The following is a 16009-nucleotide window of genomic DNA, read 5'->3' as shown; positions in this document are numbered from 1 at the left end:
CACGGTCGGGTCTCAATGAAAAGACCGACCCAATACAGAAGTCGGGCTTCGCGAGAAGCCCGACCCCCAAACCAACGCTAGACGCGCGGCTTCTCCTTCATTTCGATGGTCTCGATCTCATCGCCAATTCGGATGTCGTTGAACTTGCCCAGTCCGATACCACACTCGAAGTCCGTACGGACCTCGGTGACATCGTCCTTGAAGCGGCGCAGCGACTCGATGCCCAGGTTGTCCCCCACCACAATGCCCTCGCGGATAACGCGAGCCTTGGCATTTCGGGTGATGGTACCGGAGCGAACGATGACACCGGCGACGTTTCCGAACTTCGACGAGCTGAAGACCTCGCGAATTTCGGCGATACCACTCTGGATCTCTTCGTACTCGGGCTTGAGCATTCCCTTGAGGGAACTTTCGATGTCCTCGAGCGCGGAGTAGATGACGGAGTAGAAGCGCACGTCGACGCCTTCGCGAGCAGCACGCTCGCGGGCCTTCGTGTCCGGGCGAACGTTGAACCCGATAATGATGGCGTTGTCGACGGTAGCGAGGTTGACGTCGCTCTCCGTGACCGCACCGACACCACGGTGGATGATGCGCAGCTGCACCGAATCGTCGACCTCGATCTTGAGGAGCGACTCTTCCAGGGCCTCAACGGCACCGGAGACGTCACCCTTGATGATGAGGTTGAGCGACTCGACCTTGCCCTCTTCGAGCGCACGGGTGAAGTCTTCGAGGCTGATGCGCTTGCGGGCCTTGGCCAGCAGTGCGTTGCGCTCGGCGGCTTCACGCTTCTCGGCGATCTGACGGGCGGTGCGGTCTTCCTCGATGACGAGGAAGGTGTCACCGGCGCGGGGAACGCTCGACAGACCCTGCACCTGGACCGCGCGGGACGGCGTGGCGGCGAGAACGGCAACGCCGTTTTCGTCGGCCATCGCACGAACGCGGCCGTAGGCCGTTCCGGCGACGATGGAGTCTCCGACGTGCAGCGTTCCGGACTGGATGAGCACGGTTGCCACCGCGCCGCGGCCCTTGTCCAGGCGAGCCTCGATGGCGACACCGCGGGCGTCCTTGTTCGGGTTGGAGCGCATGTCGAGTGCGGCATCGGCGACCAGGAGCACGGCGTCAAGAATTTCCTTGATACCGGTCTTGTTCTTGGCCGACACGTCGACGAACATGACGTCTCCGCCGTACTCTTCGGCGACGAGGCCGAATTCGGTCAGCTGCTGACGCACCTTCTGCGGGTTGGCGCCTGGCTTGTCGATCTTGTTCACTGCAACCACGATCGGCACGTTGGCGGCCTGGGCGTGGTTGAGCGCCTCAATCGTCTGCGGCATGATGCCGTCGTCGGCGGCAACCACGAGGATCGCGATGTCGGTGACCTGCGCACCACGAGCACGCATGGCGGTGAACGCCTCGTGGCCCGGTGTGTCAATGAAGGTCATGGCACGGTCGATGCCCTCGTGCTCGGTGATGATCTGGTAGGCACCGATGTGCTGCGTGATACCACCGGCCTCGCCCTCGGCAACCTTGGCGTTACGGATCGCGTCAAGCAGCGCGGTCTTACCGTGGTCTACGTGGCCCATGACGGTGACGACGGGAGGACGAATCGCAAGGTCCTCGTCGGTTTCGTCTTCGAGTTCCTGATCGATGTCGATATCGAACGCGAGCAGCAGCTCACGGTCTTCGTCATCGGGCGAGACCATCTGAATCTTGTAGCCGAGTTCGCTGCCGAGTACGTCGAACGTGGCCTCGTCGAGGGACTCCGTTGCCGTGGCCATTTCACCGAGGTGGAACAGCACGGTAACGAGGTTTCCGGGGCTCGCGTCAATCTTGTCGGCGAAGTCCGTGATGGATGCTCCGCGGCGCAGACGAACAACGGTGCCACCGTCGCCGCGGGGTACGGATACTCCACCCAGCGACGGGGCCTCGCGCAGCTCGAACTCTGCTCTCTTCGTACGCTTCGACTTGCGCGCCTTGTTCTTGCCGCCACCGCGACCGAAGGCACCAGCGGTGCCACCGCCCGGACCGCGACCGCGACCGGCTCCGCCTCCTCCACCGGCAGGGCGGGGCGGGCCGAAGCCGGGGGCTCCGGCAGGAGCTCCGGGGCGAGTGAATCCGGGGCGTGCGGCGCCGGCTCCTCCCGGGGCGCCGCCGGGGCGCTGGAAGGCGCCTGGGCGCTGACCGAAACCGGTCGGGCGTGCCGCCTGGCCGGGTCCACCGGGGCGAGGGGCACCGGGGCGCGGCGCCGGAGGGCGCGGAATGTTGCTCGGGGTGGGTGTTGCGGGGCGCTGGCCCATGCCCTGTGCGCTCGCGAACGGGTTGTTCCCCGGACGCGGCGGCTGAGCTGGGCGCTGGCCCATGCCCTGGTTGCTGGCAAACGGGTTGTTGCCGGGGCGCGCAGCTCCCGGGCGAGGCATGCCCGGCTTGACCGGCGTAGCCGATCCTTCCATGGCCTTCGCTTCGGGGGTGTCCGTGCTGGGCTTGTCACCCGCGGCGGCAGCAGCCTTCTCCGCAGCAGCAGCCTTCTCCGCGGCCTGAGCCTGGCGCTCGGCGACGGTGAGCGGTGCGACCGGAACGGGCGCAGCATCCGCTACCGGGGTCTCCACGACGACCGGAGCAACGGGCTCGGCGGCGGGCTTGGGGCCGGGACGAGCACCGGGCTTGGCGCCGTGGCTCGGACGAGCGGGCGTTGCCTTTACAGCTTCTCCGGCGGCGGGCGCTGGCGTTGCAGCCTTAGCGGCCTTGCTTTCGGCCTCGAGAGCGGCTCGAAGGCGACGTGCTACGGGCGGTTCAACACTGGAAGACGGTCCTTTTACGAACTCGCCCATTTCTTTCAATTTAGCAAGGGCTACCTTGCTGTCGACTCCGAGCTCGGTAGCGATCTCGTGTACGCGTGGTTTCGCAGCCACAATTCTCCTGTTCCGGGTCTGCACCCGGAAAGGGGCAGACCGTTAATAACGGACGGGTCTCATTTCGAGCCGCTCATTAGTTATCCATAAGCCAATTCAGCCTGTTCTCTAGTTGTTTCGCGTCCAGTGACCTGGTCACGCGAAAAGCACGCCCGAAAGCGTGGCGCCTTACGGCATCCTGAAAGCACGCTTCAAGGGCGTGCAGCCACGCACCTCTACCGGGGATTGTGGCGTTTTCATCCACCACAACTTCTGATTTCCCAGCAACGATCCGCAAAAGTGAGGATCGAGGGGCGCGCGAACGGCAGCCAATACACGTTCTAACGGAATTCATCGTACCCCCTATTCGGCATCCTCCAGAATGCTGTCGGGCTGAATGTCGATTTTCGCACCGGTCAATTTGGCGGCGAGGCGCGCATTCTGGCCCTCTTTGCCGATCGCGAGCGACAGCTGGTAGTCGGGCACGAGGGCACGCACAGCCTTGATCGACTCGTCGATCACGTAGGCGCTCGTCACCTTGGCCGGCGACAGAGCGCTCGCGACGAAGGTCGCGAGGTCAGGCGAGAAGTCGACGATGTCGATCTTCTCGTTGTTGAGCTCGACGGTCACGGCGCGCACGCGCTGGCCGAGTTCGCCGATGCAGGCACCCTTGGCGTTCACGCCGGGTTCGGTGGCGCGCACGGCGATCTTGGTGCGGTGGCCGGCTTCGCGGGCGAGCGAGACGATCTCGACGACTCCGCTGGCGATCTCGGGAACCTCGAGCGCAAACAGCTTGCGCACGAGCGAAGGGTGGGTGCGCGATACGGTGATCTGCGGGCCCTTGAGCCCACGACCGACGGCCGTCACGAACACGCGAATGCGCGCGCCGTGAACGTAGCTCTCGGTAGGAACCTGCTCCTCGGGCGGCATGATCGCTTCGATGGTGCCGAGGTCGACGTGAATCATGCGGGGGTTAGGGCCCTGCTGAATGATTCCGGCGATGATGTCACCTTCGCGACCCTTGAACTGACCGAGCACGGCGTCATCGGCCAGGTCGCGCAGACGCTGGTTGATGACCTGCTTGGCGGCGAAAGCGGCGATGCGACCGAAGTCGGTGGGGTTGTCCACGGCTTCGCCGATGACGTTGCCCTCGTCGTCGTGCTCGGGAATGTAGATGTCCACGTGCCCGGACTTGCGATCGAGAACGACGCGCGCTTCGGGCACTTCCTGGATATCGTGCTTGGCTTCAGCAATCTTCGAAGCTTCCAGCTTCGACACGTCTTGCTGGATGTGCTTGACATAGGCGGTCAGAATCGCCTGTTCGATGATTTGCACGAGTTCCTCGAAGGGAATCTCTTTTTCGCGCTCCAATAGCCGCAAAACACTGAGGTCGATGTCCATGGCCGGCCTCCTCTACGTACGATCTAGTCGCATGATCTTGCCGCCGCGAAACCGCGCAGCGGGCTGAATACAACGGTACCCGAATCTGCGGCGTCCCGTCACCCATTCTCCCCGCGGTGGGTCGGTCCAGCGCTGGCTCGCTGCAGAACGGATGCTGCCTGCTCAGTTGGCCGGCAGTATCCGTTCTCGATAAAACGATTCTTAGACGAAGTGCCTGGCGACGTCAGCGACGTCGACCTGCTCGCGGTCGCCGGTGCGACGGTTCCACAGCTCGACGATGCCGTCGGCGGCGCCGCGACCCACGATCACGATCCACGGCACGCCGATGAGCTCGGCGTCACCGAACTTGACGCCGGGCGAAACCTTGCGGCGGTCGTCGTAGAGCACCTCGCGGCCGGTGGCTTCGATCGCGGCAACAACGGCCTCCGAGGTATCGAAGACGATTTCGTCGCGGCCGGTGGCGATCACGTGCACGTCGAACGGGGTGACCGATTCGGGCCAGATCAGGCCCTTGGCGTCGTTATTGAGTTCGGCGATGACGGCGAGGATGCGGGTGACGCCGATGCCGTAAGAACCCATCGTGACCGTGACCAGCTTGCCGTTCTCGTCGAGAACCTTGAGACCGAGCACCTCGGCGTACTTGCGACCGAGCTGGAACACGTGCCCGATTTCCATGCCACGAATAAGTTCGACCGGGCCGGAGCCGTCGGGCGCCGGGTCGCCGGCGCGCACGTCGGAGGCTTCGACCACGTCGTCGATGGCGAAGTCACGGCCGGCGACGAGGCCGAACACGTGCCGGCCCGCTTCGTTGGCGCCGGTGATCCACTCGGTTCCGGCGACCACGCGCGGGTCGACCAGAAAACGGATGCCGGTGGTCGACTTGGTACCGAGCACGGCGCCAGCTGCTCCCCACGGGCCGATATACCCCTTGACCAGGCCGGGGTTCTTGGCGAAGTCGCCCTCGTTGGCGGCCTCGACCTCGGCGGGGGCGAAGGCGACCTCGACGCGCTTGAGGTCGACTTCGCGGTCGCCGGGAACGCCGATCGCGATGAGTTCACGGGTGCCGTCAAGGTTCGTGAGCGCGAGCACGACGTTCTTGAGGGTGTCGGCTGCGGTCCACTCGCGACCGTCGAGGCGCGGCTGCTCGGCGTTGGCCTTGTCGACGAGCGTCTGAATGGTCGGGGTGTTCGGGGTGTCGAAGACCTGCGCGGCGGGCAGGGTGCTGAAATCTTTGTCGGCCGGAACGAGGGTGCGAAAGGCCTCGATGTTGGCCGCGTAGCCGCCAACGCTGCGCACGAAGGTGTCTTCACCCACCGGGGTGGGGTGCAAAAACTCTTCGCTTTTGGAGCCACCCATGGCGCCGGCATCCGCTTGGACGATCTCGTATTCGAGGCCGAACCGGTTGAAAATGCGCTCGTAGGCGTCGCGCTGCAGCTGGTAGCTCAGGTCGAGGCCGGCGTCGGTGTAGTCGAAGGAGTACGCGTCTTTCATGGTGAATTCGCGGCCGCGCAGCAGTCCGCCGCGTGAGCGTGCCTCGTCGCGGTACTTGTCCTGAATCTGGTAGATCGATAGCGGCAGGTCCTTGTAGCTGCTGTACAGGTCTTTGACGAGCAGCGCGAAGACCTCTTCGTGGGTCGGCGCGAGCAGCATGTCGGAGCCCTTGCGGTCTTTCAGGCGGAACAGGCCCTCGCCGTATTCGTCCCAGCGGCCGGTCAACTCGTAGGGCTCACGCGGCAGTAGCGCCGGAAAGTGCACCTCGTGCGCGCCGGCAGCGGTCATCTCTTCACGGATGATGCGCTCCACTTTGGCCTTCACCCGCAAGCCGAGCGGCAGCCAGGCGAAAATGCCCGGGGCCTGACGACGGATGTAGCCGGCCCGCACGAGCAGGCGGTGGCTGGTCACCTCGGCGTCGGAGGGGTCTTCGCGGAGTGTACGGAGGAAGTAGTTGGAGAGACGTGTAGGCACCCGTCTACCTTACGCGCGCGCCGGCTCTACGGCCCCCGCAGCCGCAGGGCTCAGCCGACCGCGCTCAGGGTGCGCTCGATGGCCCCCAGCCGCGAGTCCATTGCGGTCAATTTCTTCAGCAGCGCGGTATTGGTCTGGTTGCTCTGCGTCAGCGCTATGCGCAACGCTGAAGTGCCCTCGGCTTCAGCCAGGCGACGGCGGGTTTTAAAAAATTGGTCGAAGATTGCATAGACGATACCGCTGATGATCGCGACGATGGGGCCCAGATTGACCCAGTCAATTTCCATGGTGATTCTGCGAGACCAGTCTTCGCGAAAGCCGTACTTCAGCGCTTCGGGTGTGCCGATTCCGTCGTTGCCATTCCGTCGAATGTCACCGCTTCTACGAACCGTTCCCGGTCGTGGAACATTTCATCTTGGTGGCTCGTTCTTGAACTACTGCGAGCCGACGGACACCGTGGGGCTGCCGAGTTCAGCGGCAGGCATCTCGGCGGCGAGACGATTGGCTTCTTCGATCAGGGTCTTCACGATCTCAGACTCCGGCACGGTCTTGATGACCTCGCCGCGCACAAAGATCTGACCGCGACCGTTTCCGCTCGCGACGCCGAGGTCGGCCTCGCGAGCCTCGCCCGGTCCGTTGACGACGCAACCCATGACGGCGACGCGCAGCGGCACGGTCATTCCTTCAAGCCCGTCGGTGACGTCGTTGGCGAGCTTGTAGACATCCACTTGGGCCCGGCCGCAGCTGGGGCAGGAGACGATCTCAAGCTTGCGCTCGCGCAGGTTGAGCGACTGCAGAATCTGCAGACCCACCTTGATTTCTTCGACCGGCGGGGCGCTCAGCGACACGCGGATGGTGTCGCCAATGCCCTCACCGAGCAGCAGTCCGAACGCCGTGGCGCTCTTGATGGTGCCCTGAAAACTCGGACCGGCCTCGGTCACACCGAGGTGCAACGGCCAGTCGCCGCGCTCGGCTAGCAGACGATAGGCCTTGACCATGATCACCGGGTCGTTGTGCTTGACCGAGATCTTGAAATCGTGAAAGTCGTGCTCCTCGAACAGGCTCGCCTCCCAGACGGCGCTCTCAACGAGCGCCTCAGGGGTGGCCTTGCCGTACTTCTGCATCAGGCTTGGCTCGAGCGAGCCAGCGTTGACGCCGATGCGGATGCTCACCCCGGCGGCCTTCGCCGCGGCGGCAATCTTGCCCACCTGGTCGTCGAACTTGCGAATATTGCCCGGGTTCACGCGCACCGCCGCGCAGCCGGCGTCGATCGCGGCGAACACGTAGTTGGGCTGGAAGTGGATGTCCGCGATCACGGGGATCTGGCTCTTCTTGGCGATGATCGGCAGCGCCTCAGCGTCGTCGCGGGTCGGCACCGCCACACGCACGATGTCACAGCCGGTCGCCGTGAGTTCGGCGATCTGCTGAAGCGTCGCGTTGATGTTGGTGGTCGGGGTGGTCGTCATCGATTGCACGCTCACTTGAGCATCGCCACCGACCAAAACCTTTCCGACCTTGATCTGACGGGATTTGCGTCTGGGAGCGAGTACCTCAGGTACTTTGGGCATCCCCAAGTTGATTGCAGCCACCTGCTTAGCTTAGTTGTCGCCGCAGCGGGCAAGCTGAATGCCGCCCGAGATCTGCGCTCAAGCCGTGCTGGCAGCGTCTCCCGGAACGCGGCTGCGTGCACGAGGTCGGCGAACGTATCCGCACTGGGCACCCATATGCTGGGTGGATTACCTCGATCAAACATGCACGACAAAGGAGTCCCGATGACCGAAACCGACGTCGTAATCCTGGCCGGATCGCGCACCCCGCAGGGTCGCGTGAACGGGCAACTCTCGTCCCTCACCGCCGTTGACCTCGGCGCGGCGGCCATTGCCGGCGCCCTCGCCCGGGCCGGAGTAGCACCGGAGCAGGTGGACTTCGTGCTGATGGGGCAGGTTTTGCAGGCCGGCTGCGGGCAGAACCCGGCCCGGCAGTCCAGCGTCGCGGCGGGCATCCCGTGGAATGTACCGGCTATGACGCTCAACAAGGTGTGTCTCTCCGGCCTGGCCGCTGTCATCGATGCCGCCCGGCTGGTGCGGCTCGGCGAAGCGGATGTCGTCGTGGCCGGTGGCCAGGAGTCCATGTCCCGCGCGCCCCACCTGCTGCCCGGTTCCCGCCAGGGCTGGAACTACGGAACCGTGTCCGCGCTCGACCATGCCGCGCACGACGGACTCACCGACGCCTTCGACGGGCTCTCCATGGGGCTCTCCACCGAACGCGCCAACGCCCGGCTCGGCCAAACCCGCCTCGAGCAGGACGAAATCGCCGCTGCCTCACACCAGCGTGCCGCCGCAGCCGCAGCCGCCGACGTGTTCCACGACGAGATCACCCCGATCAGCGTGCCGCAGCGTAAGGGTGAGCCGCTCGTGATCAGCACCGATGAGGGCGTACGCGCCGAGAGCACGACCGAGACGCTCGGCCGGCTGCGTCCAGCGTTCGACCCGGCAGGGAGCATCACCGCCGGAAACGCCGCCCCGCTGAGCGATGGCGCGAGCGCCGTCGTCGTGACCAGCCGCGCCTGGGCCGAAAAGCACGGCCTGCCCTGGCTCGCCGTGATCAAGGCGAGCGGCCAGGTCGCCGGCCCCGACAACTCCCTGCACTCCCAGCCGGCCAATGCCATCGCGCACGCCCTGAAGCGCGAGGGCTGGACCGCCGCCGACCTCGACCTGGTCGAGATCAACGAGGCATTCGCCTCCGTCGTGCACCAATCATCGAAGGTGCTCGGCGTCAGTGCCGACGTCGTGAACATTCACGGCGGCGGCATCGCGATCGGCCACCCGATCGGGTCGAGCGGCGGACGTATCGCGCTGCACGCTGCCCTCGAACTGGCCCGGCGCGGCTCCGGCAAGGCCGCGGTGGCTCTATGCGGCGGTGGCGGCCAGGGTGAAGCGCTGCTGCTGACGCGGTAGCTGCTAGCCGAAGAAGTTGATCGGCTTGACGATGTCGGCGTAGATCAGCAGCAGGCTCATGCCGCCGAGCAGAATGATGACCACGAGAGTGAGCGGCATGAGCTTGGCCATGTCAACCGGCCCCGGGTCTGGCCGCTTGAACAGCTTTGCGAAGAATCGACGGATGCCCTCCCACAGCGCACCAGCCACGTGGCCGCCGTCCAGCGGAAGCAGGGGCACCAGGTTGAACACGAACAGGGCGATATTGAGGGATCCGAGCAGGCCGAGCATGCTCGCGACCTTGTCGGCGACCGGAATGGTGTCGATGCTGGCGAGTTCGCCGGCCACCCGGCCGACGCCGACCACGCTGATCGGTCCGTTCAGGTCGCGCTCCCCGGGCCCGAACGCCGCGTTGGCCACCGCCACGAGCCGGTCGGGCAGGTTGATGATCAGGTGGGCAACATTGGCAATGTTGTCGCCGACCATGGGCAGCACGGCGGTTGCGGGCTGAGGCACCATTTCGGCGGCTGCTCCGATGCCGACGAAGCCGACCTGCTCGGTGATCGCATCGCCGGCGGCATCCGTTTTGATTTCGTTGTCGTCGGTATAGACGTAGCGTTCGGTTAGTTTGGGGGTCAGCGAGAGGTCAAGCGCGGCACCGTCACGTTCAACGACGACCGCGACGGTGCGTCCGGCTGAAGCACGAATGATGTCGGTGGACTGTTCCCAGGTCGAGATGGCGGTTCCGCCGATACTGACCAGTCGGTCACCCGGTTGCAGGCCGGCGGCGGCTCCGGGTGAGGCTTCGTCGGTTGCCGCGCAGGTCTGGCGGTCGCTCGATGCCGGCAGCACGCACTCGCTCACGCTGCCGACGGTGGTGCTGATCTGCGGGGAGCCAAATCCCATCAGCAAAATCGAGAACATCACGATCGCGATGAGCAGGTTCATGGTCGGCCCGCCGAGCATGATGATCACACGCTGGTAGACCGGCAGCTGGTAGAAGGCGCGGTGGTCTTCACCCTCGCCAATGGTCTCGGCGCTCGCCTGGCGGGCGTCGTCGACCAGGGTCGACAGGGCACTCGTCTTCTTCTCCGGCGCGCCCTCCTGCACCATCTGATCGAAGAACCCGGTGGTCGTGCTGCGGGGCGCTCCGCCCTTCTTCGACGGCGGGAACATGCCGATCATGGCGATATAGCCGCCCATGGGGATAGCCTTGACTCCATACTCAGTTTCGCCCTTGGTGCGGGACCAGAGCGTCGGGCCGAAGCCGATCATGTACTGGGTGACCTTGACGCCAAATAGCTTGGCGGGCACCAGGTGGCCGATTTCGTGCAGGCCGATGGAGAGGGCGAGGCCGACGACGACAATGGCGACGCCCAGTATGAACAGCAGTACAGTTTCCACTGTTGTAGAGTAACCGCATCAAGCTGCCAAGCGGCTGGCTGTGCCGACCAATCTCCCCCCTGAGCGGATGCATGTGGTTGGCTAGAGGTCGGACGCACCAGGAGGTCCCCCTTGGCTCACGAAACCATGCCCACGCAGAAGCTCTCAGCACCCGCTCCAGCCGTACCGCCGACTCTCGGCCCCGTCGGCAGCCTGTTGGCCGACCGTTTCAGCATCATGAGCCTGATCGGCACCGGGGGGATGGCATCCGTTTATCGGGCCACCGACACCGCCCTGGGCCGCTCTGTAGCCGTCAAGCTGTTTCGCGCCGACGGCGGTGGCACTGAGCCCGAGCGCCAGAGCGGCGAGATCGCCCTCTTGGCGAGCCTGAACCACTTCGCGCTGGTCACCCTGTTCGATGCCGGAACCACCACGGTGGACGGCATCCCACGCACCTTCATCGTGATGGAACTCGTCGACGGCCCGGATCTGCGCACCCGCATCGAAGACGGCCCGGTACCGAGCGTCGACGTGGCCGGCATGGGTGCCGACCTCGCCGAGGCACTGCACTACGTTCACGAGCGGGGCATTATCCACCGGGATGTCAAGCCGGCCAACGTGCTGCTGGCACCCTCCGGGTTTCCGGGCCGCGGCATGCACGCCAAGCTGGCCGACTTCGGCATCGCCCGGCTGCTCGATGAAACCAGGCTGACGGCGACCGGGTCGCTGCTCGGCACGGCGAGCTACCTCAGCCCGGAGCAGGCGCTTGGCGGCGCTATCGGCGCGCCGACGGATGTCTATTCTCTCGGCCTGGTGCTGCTCGAATGCCTCACCGGAACGCGCGCCTATCCGGGAAGCGCGGTGGAATCGGCCATGGCCCGGCTGCAGCGCCAGCCGGAGATCCCGAACGATCTCGGCACCGACTGGATCGACGTTCTGCGCACGATGACCGCCCGCGACCCCGCCGACCGGCCGACCGCGGCCGACGCCGCCGGGTTGCTGCGGGCGCTGGCCGCCGGTGGCGGCACCACCGATGCGCCCACCATGCTGCTGCCGGCTCCGGCGCCCGCTGCGACCCTGTTGTTGCCGGTCGCTGCGCCCGACCCGGCCCCGTTGCTGCCGGGTGCCGAAGCCGCTGCCGCTGCCGCTGCCGCTCCGACCGAGATCCTGAAAGCGGATGCTCCCGCCAGCGTTCCCGCAGCTGGCACCGCCGCTGCGCGCCCGGCCAGGCCGCGCCGTCTCGCGCACCGGCGAGTGCTCGTCCTGGTCGTAAGCGGGCTCACCCTTATCGCCCTCGCCGTCGTGGCCCTGTTCCTGATCAATCCAGCCGAGGCGCCCGCCGTGGCGCCACCGAACTATCCGACCGTCGACGGCACTCTCGGCACCCATCTTCAAGAGCTTCAGGAGAGCGTGAACCCGTGAATCGACGCAAGCGACTGCCCCTAGCCCTGGCCCTGGCCGTCGGGCTGCTCCTGCCACTGTCCGGCTGCACGGCCGACCCGGTCGACCTGCAGGCCGCAACGGCCGAGAATTTGCAGACCGAGATTCTGGCCATCACCGAGGCCTCCGCCGCCGGAGACTTCAGCAACGCCCAGACCCTGCTCACCGCCATGCAGGCGAATCTGCGCACGGCCGCCGCCTCCGGCCAGGTCAGCGCTGAGCGTTCGGCCTCGATCCAGTCCGCGATCAATTTGGTGCAGGGCGACTTGACCGTTGAGATCGACGCCGCCGCCGTTGCCGCCGAGGCGGCAGCTCAGGCGGCGGCCGAGGCAGCAGCTGCCGCCCAGCAGCAGAACGACGAAAACGCTAAGGACCGCGCCGAACAGGCCGAAGAAGCCGCCAAGAAAGCCGCGGAAGCCGCCAAGGAACGGGCCAAAGAACAACGTGAGGACCGGGACGACTGACTGGTAACTAGCGCTGGTCGATCAGCCGATCCGCGGCGGCACGCGCCCACCGTTCGCCCTCGGCGAGCGACTCCCGACTGAGTTCGCCGCCCTGTTCGTGGGATTCGACCACGCGCAGCACCGTGTCGACGATATCCAGAAATCCGATGCGTCCGGCGTGAAAAGCGGCCACGGCCTGCTCATTGGCCGCGTTGAACACCGCGGGATAGGTGCCGCCCTTACGGCCGACCCGCTTAGCCAGCTCGACCGCCGGAAAAGCGGCTTCGTCGAGCGGTTCGAAGGTCCAGCTGTGCGGAACGGTCCAGTCGATCGGGGCGCCGACGGCGGCGACCCGGTTTGGCCAATCGAGTCCCAGCGAAATCGGCAGCCGCATGTCCGGGGGTGAGGCCTGAGCGATCGTCGAGCCGTCGACGAATTCGACCATGGAATGCACCACGGATTGCGGGTGCACGACGGCGTCGATGCGGTCGTACTCCACGTCGAACAGCAGGTGCGCCTCGATGATCTCCAGACCCTTATTGACCAGTGTCGCCGAGTTCGTGGTCACCACGAGCCCCATGTTCCAGGTCGGGTGCGCGAGCGCCTGCGCCGGGGTCACCCGGGCGAGCTGGTCCCGACTAAAACCGCGAAAAGGTCCACCGGATGCCGTCAGCACGAGGCGACGCACCTCATCCGCTCTTCCTGAGAGCAGTGCCTGCGCGATCGCCGAGTGCTCGGAGTCCACCGGCACGATCTGCCCCGGCGCAGCAAGATTCTTCACGAGGTCGCCGCCGACAATCAGCGACTCCTTATTGGCCAGGGCCAGGGTGCGCCCGGCCTTCAGCGCGGCCAAGGTCGGGCCGAGACCGACCGAGCCGGTGATGCCGTTCAGCACGACATCGGCCTCGACGTCCCGAACGAGCTGCTCGGCCTCGTCGGCGCCGAGCGCGGTGTCGTCGACTGCGAAGTCGGCCGCCTGTTGCTCGAGCAGTTCGCGGTTGCGCCCGGCCGACAGACCCACCACCTCGAACCGCTCTGGGTTGGCGCGAATGACGTCCAGGGCCTGGGTTCCGATCGAGCCGGTAGACCCGAGAATGATTACTCTGCGCATAACTCCATGCTAGGTGCCGGGCGCGGCGTATGTTCGTTGCTGGCCAGTCGTGGCGTAGTGTCAACGGGTGACTGGTGCCGATGCAGAACTCAATGACAACGCTGAAACCAGCACGATCGACAGTGACGAGCAAGCCGCACCTGACGACGTGCAGGACGAACCGGAGCGGGTCAAGCGCCCGGGATTCGTCTATTTTCTCGGCTACGGCATCATGGCGCCCGTCGCACGAATCGTGTTTCGGCCGAAGATCATCGGCCGTGAGAACATCCCGGCGACCGGTCGCGTCATTCTCGCGAGCAACCATCTGTCATTCATCGACAGCATCGTCATTCCGCTCGTCGCCACCCGCCGCGTGCAGTTTCTGGCGAAATCGACCTACTTCACCGGAACCGGTTTCAAGGGCTGGGTGTCCCGCACCTTCTTCACCGCGATCGGCGCCATCGGAGTGGAACGCGGAGCCGGGCAGGCCGCCCAGGTCGCACTCGACGCCGGCCGTTCCGTGCTCGATACCGAGGGTGCCTTCGCGATCTACCCGGAGGGTACCCGCTCGCTCGATGGACGACTCTATAAGGGACGCACCGGCGTCGCCTGGCTCGCCCTCACCACGGGCGCCGTTGTCGTTCCGGTCGGGCTGATCGGTACCCAGGAGATTCAGCCAGTCGGCACCACGGTGCCGCGCATCCGCAAGGTCACCGTCACCTTCGGCGAACCGCTCGACCTCAGCCACCACGGCCCGGCTACCTCCGGCAAGGCCCGCCGGCAGGCCACGGATGAGATCATGGCGGCCATTCACCAGCTGTCCGGTCAGGAATTGGCCAACGCCTACAACGAATCGCCGCCGGTCGGTACCCTCAATCGCCTCGCTCATCGGGTGTTTCCGCGCGAACGCCTGTAGCGGCGGTTTGTCTGATGCTCTGACGGTCATAGGCTGATCGAATGACTGCAACGTATTCGGTGCCCCAGCAACGCAAACTCGTCACGGCTCTTCCCGGCCCCAAGTCGGTTGAACTGCAGGCCAGGCGTGAGAAGACCGTCGCCCGCGGCGCCGGCACCCTCGCCAATATCTATATGGACCACGGCGCCGGAGCCATCCTGGTCGACGTCGACGGCAACCAGATCATCGACCTCGGCTGCGGTATCGGGGTGACCACGATCGGTCACGCGCATCCGGATGTCGCGGCGGCAGCATCCGCTCAAGCAGCGAAGCTGACCCACACCCTGTTCACGGTCACGCCGTACGAGAATTATGTGGCGGTGGCGGAGAAGCTCGCGGAGATTACCCCCGGCGACTTTGAGAAGCACTCGATTCTGGTCAACACCGGTGCCGAGGCCGTGGAGAACGCGGTGAAGATCGCCCGCAAGTTCACTGGTCGCCGCGCCATCGTGGCTCTCGACCACGCCTTCCACGGCCGCACCAACCTGACCATGGCGATGACCTATCGGCCCTGGCCGGAGCGAGCCGGCATGGGCCCGTTCCCCGGTGAGATCTACAGCGTGCCGACGAGCTACCCGTTCCGCGACGGCCTGAGCGGGCTCGAAGCGGCCGAGAAGACCATCGACTACATCACCACTCACATCGGCGCGACCGAGATCGCGGCGTTCTTCGTCGAGCCGATCCAGGGCGACGGTGGCATCGTTATTCCCGCGCCCGGCTACTTCCAGCGCATCCGCGAATTCTGCACCGAGAACGGCATCGTCTTCGTAGCCGATGAGATCCAGGCCGGCCTCGCCCGCACCGGAGTCTGGTACTCGATCGAGCACCACGATGTCGTGCCCGACCTGGTCACCACGGCCAAAGGCATCGCCGGCGGATTCCCGCTCGCCGCCGTCACGGGACGTGCCGACATCATGGATTCCGTTCAGCCCGGCGGTATCGGCGGCACCTTCGGTGGCAACCCGGTCTCGACCGCGGCCGCCCTCGCGGTGTTCAACCTGATCGAGCGCGACGACCTGCTCGGCGAAGCCAAGCGAGTTGAGAAGGCGCTGCAGGCGCGCATCGGCGACTGGGCCGAGAAGTTCTCCATCGTCGGTGAGGTGCGCGGCAAGGGCGCCATGTTCGGCGTCGAGCTCGTGCACCCCGGCACCAAGAAGCCCTATCCCGAAGCGCTCACCGCCGTGATCAAGCACGCGACCACAAACGGTGTCATCGTGCTCGATGCCGGCAGTTGGGACTCAGTGCTGCGCATCATGCCGAGCGTCGTGATCTCCGACGAGCTCATCGACGATGCCGCGACCGTGATCGAAGAGGCCCTCACCGCCCTGGTGGCCGCCTACCCCGCGTAGTAGCCAGCGGCGTCGTTCCTGCGTCGCCGAGCCGTGAGTTTCCAGCACCGACCCGTGAGTATCGGTCCGTTTTCGCCGGCAAAGTCATATGGTCGTAGCAACGCTCTAGTGATTGGAGCGTTTTATGGTCAAGTTGTTTCCGCCGAATACTCGCACTGAGTT

13 protein-coding genes are annotated in these 16009 nt (G+C 65.5%); 5 read left to right on the top strand and 8 right to left on the bottom strand.

Going from position 1 to position 16009, the window contains the following annotated elements:
• Nucleotides 1–77: 77 nt before the first annotated feature.
• The 6 genes from infB to ispG all read right to left on the bottom strand — a co-directional run bounded on the left by infB (nucleotide 78) and on the right by ispG (nucleotide 7840).
• Nucleotides 78–2906, bottom strand: a complete 2829-nt coding sequence (gene infB, locus CXY80_RS09480; protein WP_092450066.1) for a translation initiation factor IF-2 — start codon at nucleotides 2904–2906, stop codon at nucleotides 78–80.
• Nucleotides 2907–2982: 76 nt separating this feature from the next.
• Nucleotides 2983–3240, bottom strand: a complete 258-nt coding sequence (locus CXY80_RS09475; RefSeq protein WP_104132362.1) for a YlxR family protein — start codon at nucleotides 3238–3240, stop codon at nucleotides 2983–2985.
• 8 nt (nucleotides 3241–3248) lie between these two features.
• On the bottom strand, nucleotides 3249–4286 hold the full coding sequence (gene nusA, locus CXY80_RS09470) for a transcription termination factor NusA (RefSeq protein ID WP_092450070.1): 1038 nt from the start codon (nucleotides 4284–4286) through the stop codon (nucleotides 3249–3251).
• Nucleotides 4287–4487: 201 nt separating this feature from the next.
• Nucleotides 4488–6251: a proline--tRNA ligase gene (locus CXY80_RS09465; RefSeq protein WP_104132361.1), complete on the bottom strand. Its 1764-nt coding sequence runs from the start codon at nucleotides 6249–6251 to the stop codon at nucleotides 4488–4490.
• Between the two features lie 50 nt (nucleotides 6252–6301).
• On the bottom strand, nucleotides 6302–6538 hold the full coding sequence (locus CXY80_RS09460) for a hypothetical protein (RefSeq protein ID WP_233195220.1): 237 nt from the start codon (nucleotides 6536–6538) through the stop codon (nucleotides 6302–6304).
• A gap of 147 nt (nucleotides 6539–6685) precedes the next feature.
• Nucleotides 6686–7840 carry a flavodoxin-dependent (E)-4-hydroxy-3-methylbut-2-enyl-diphosphate synthase gene (gene ispG, locus CXY80_RS09455; RefSeq protein ID WP_170851566.1) on the bottom strand — a complete coding sequence of 385 codons (1155 nt, stop codon included), beginning with the start codon at nucleotides 7838–7840 and terminating at the stop codon, nucleotides 6686–6688.
• A gap of 183 nt (nucleotides 7841–8023) precedes the next feature.
• Here ispG and CXY80_RS09450 point away from each other — a divergent pair, with 183 nt between their 5' ends.
• The gene (locus tag CXY80_RS09450) at nucleotides 8024–9208 is read left to right on the top strand and encodes an acetyl-CoA C-acetyltransferase (RefSeq protein WP_104132359.1); all 1185 of its coding nucleotides are present in this window, start codon (nucleotides 8024–8026) and stop codon (nucleotides 9206–9208) included.
• 3 nt (nucleotides 9209–9211) lie between these two features.
• On the opposite strand, the gene CXY80_RS09445 is transcribed toward CXY80_RS09450, so the two are convergent.
• A complete protein-coding gene (locus CXY80_RS09445; RefSeq protein WP_092450080.1) occupies nucleotides 9212–10591 on the bottom strand; it encodes an RIP metalloprotease in 1380 nt (459 codons plus the stop codon).
• 111 nt (nucleotides 10592–10702) lie between these two features.
• Between CXY80_RS09445 and CXY80_RS09440 the strand changes: the two genes are divergently transcribed.
• Nucleotides 10703–11992 carry a serine/threonine-protein kinase gene (locus CXY80_RS09440; RefSeq protein ID WP_233195219.1) on the top strand — a complete coding sequence of 430 codons (1290 nt, stop codon included), beginning with the start codon at nucleotides 10703–10705 and terminating at the stop codon, nucleotides 11990–11992.
• The gene (locus CXY80_RS09435; protein ID WP_092450082.1) at nucleotides 11989–12474 is read left to right on the top strand and encodes a hypothetical protein; all 486 of its coding nucleotides are present in this window, start codon (nucleotides 11989–11991) and stop codon (nucleotides 12472–12474) included. Before CXY80_RS09440 ends, CXY80_RS09435 begins: the two co-directional genes overlap by 4 nt.
• Nucleotides 12475–12481: 7 nt before the next feature.
• Here CXY80_RS09435 and dxr read toward each other — a convergent pair whose 3' ends face one another.
• Complete coding sequence (gene dxr, locus CXY80_RS09430) at nucleotides 12482–13564, bottom strand: 1-deoxy-D-xylulose-5-phosphate reductoisomerase (protein ID WP_104132357.1); 1083 nt, start codon at nucleotides 13562–13564, stop codon at nucleotides 12482–12484.
• A gap of 67 nt (nucleotides 13565–13631) precedes the next feature.
• Here dxr and CXY80_RS09425 point away from each other — a divergent pair, with 67 nt between their 5' ends.
• On the top strand, nucleotides 13632–14459 hold the full coding sequence (locus tag CXY80_RS09425; RefSeq protein ID WP_369828668.1) for a lysophospholipid acyltransferase family protein: 828 nt from the start codon (nucleotides 13632–13634) through the stop codon (nucleotides 14457–14459).
• 41 nt (nucleotides 14460–14500) lie between these two features.
• Entirely contained in the window at nucleotides 14501–15847 is a 1347-nt protein-coding gene (locus tag CXY80_RS09420) for an aminotransferase class III-fold pyridoxal phosphate-dependent enzyme (protein ID WP_092450086.1), read from the top strand.
• Nucleotides 15848–16009 lie beyond the last annotated feature (162 nt).

Origin of the sequence: Cryobacterium sp. M91 (assembly GCF_002929615.1) — a bacterium.
Taxonomy (GTDB): Bacteria; Actinomycetota; Actinomycetes; order Actinomycetales; family Microbacteriaceae; genus Cryobacterium; species Cryobacterium levicorallinum.
The sequence above is the reverse complement of the archived record's forward strand: the minus strand, read 5'-3'. Positions and strand labels throughout refer to the sequence as shown.

Bases quoted from the DNA above. Each gene is read 5' to 3' on its own strand.
- dxr (WP_104132357.1), bottom strand. From the start codon at position 13,564: ATGCGCAGAGTAATCATTCTCGGGTCTACCGGCTCGATCGGAACCCAG.
- CXY80_RS09475 (WP_104132362.1), bottom strand. From the start codon at position 3,240: ATGAATTCCGTTAGAACGTGTATTGGCTGCCGTTCGCGCGCCCCTCGA.
- CXY80_RS09460 (WP_233195220.1), bottom strand. From the start codon at position 6,538: ATGGAAATTGACTGGGTCAATCTGGGCCCCATCGTCGCGATCATCAGC.
- CXY80_RS09420 (WP_092450086.1), top strand. From the start codon at position 14,501: ATGACTGCAACGTATTCGGTGCCCCAGCAACGCAAACTCGTCACGGCT.
- nusA (WP_092450070.1), bottom strand. From the start codon at position 4,286: ATGGACATCGACCTCAGTGTTTTGCGGCTATTGGAGCGCGAAAAAGAG.
- CXY80_RS09450 (WP_104132359.1), top strand. From the start codon at position 8,024: ATGACCGAAACCGACGTCGTAATCCTGGCCGGATCGCGCACCCCGCAG.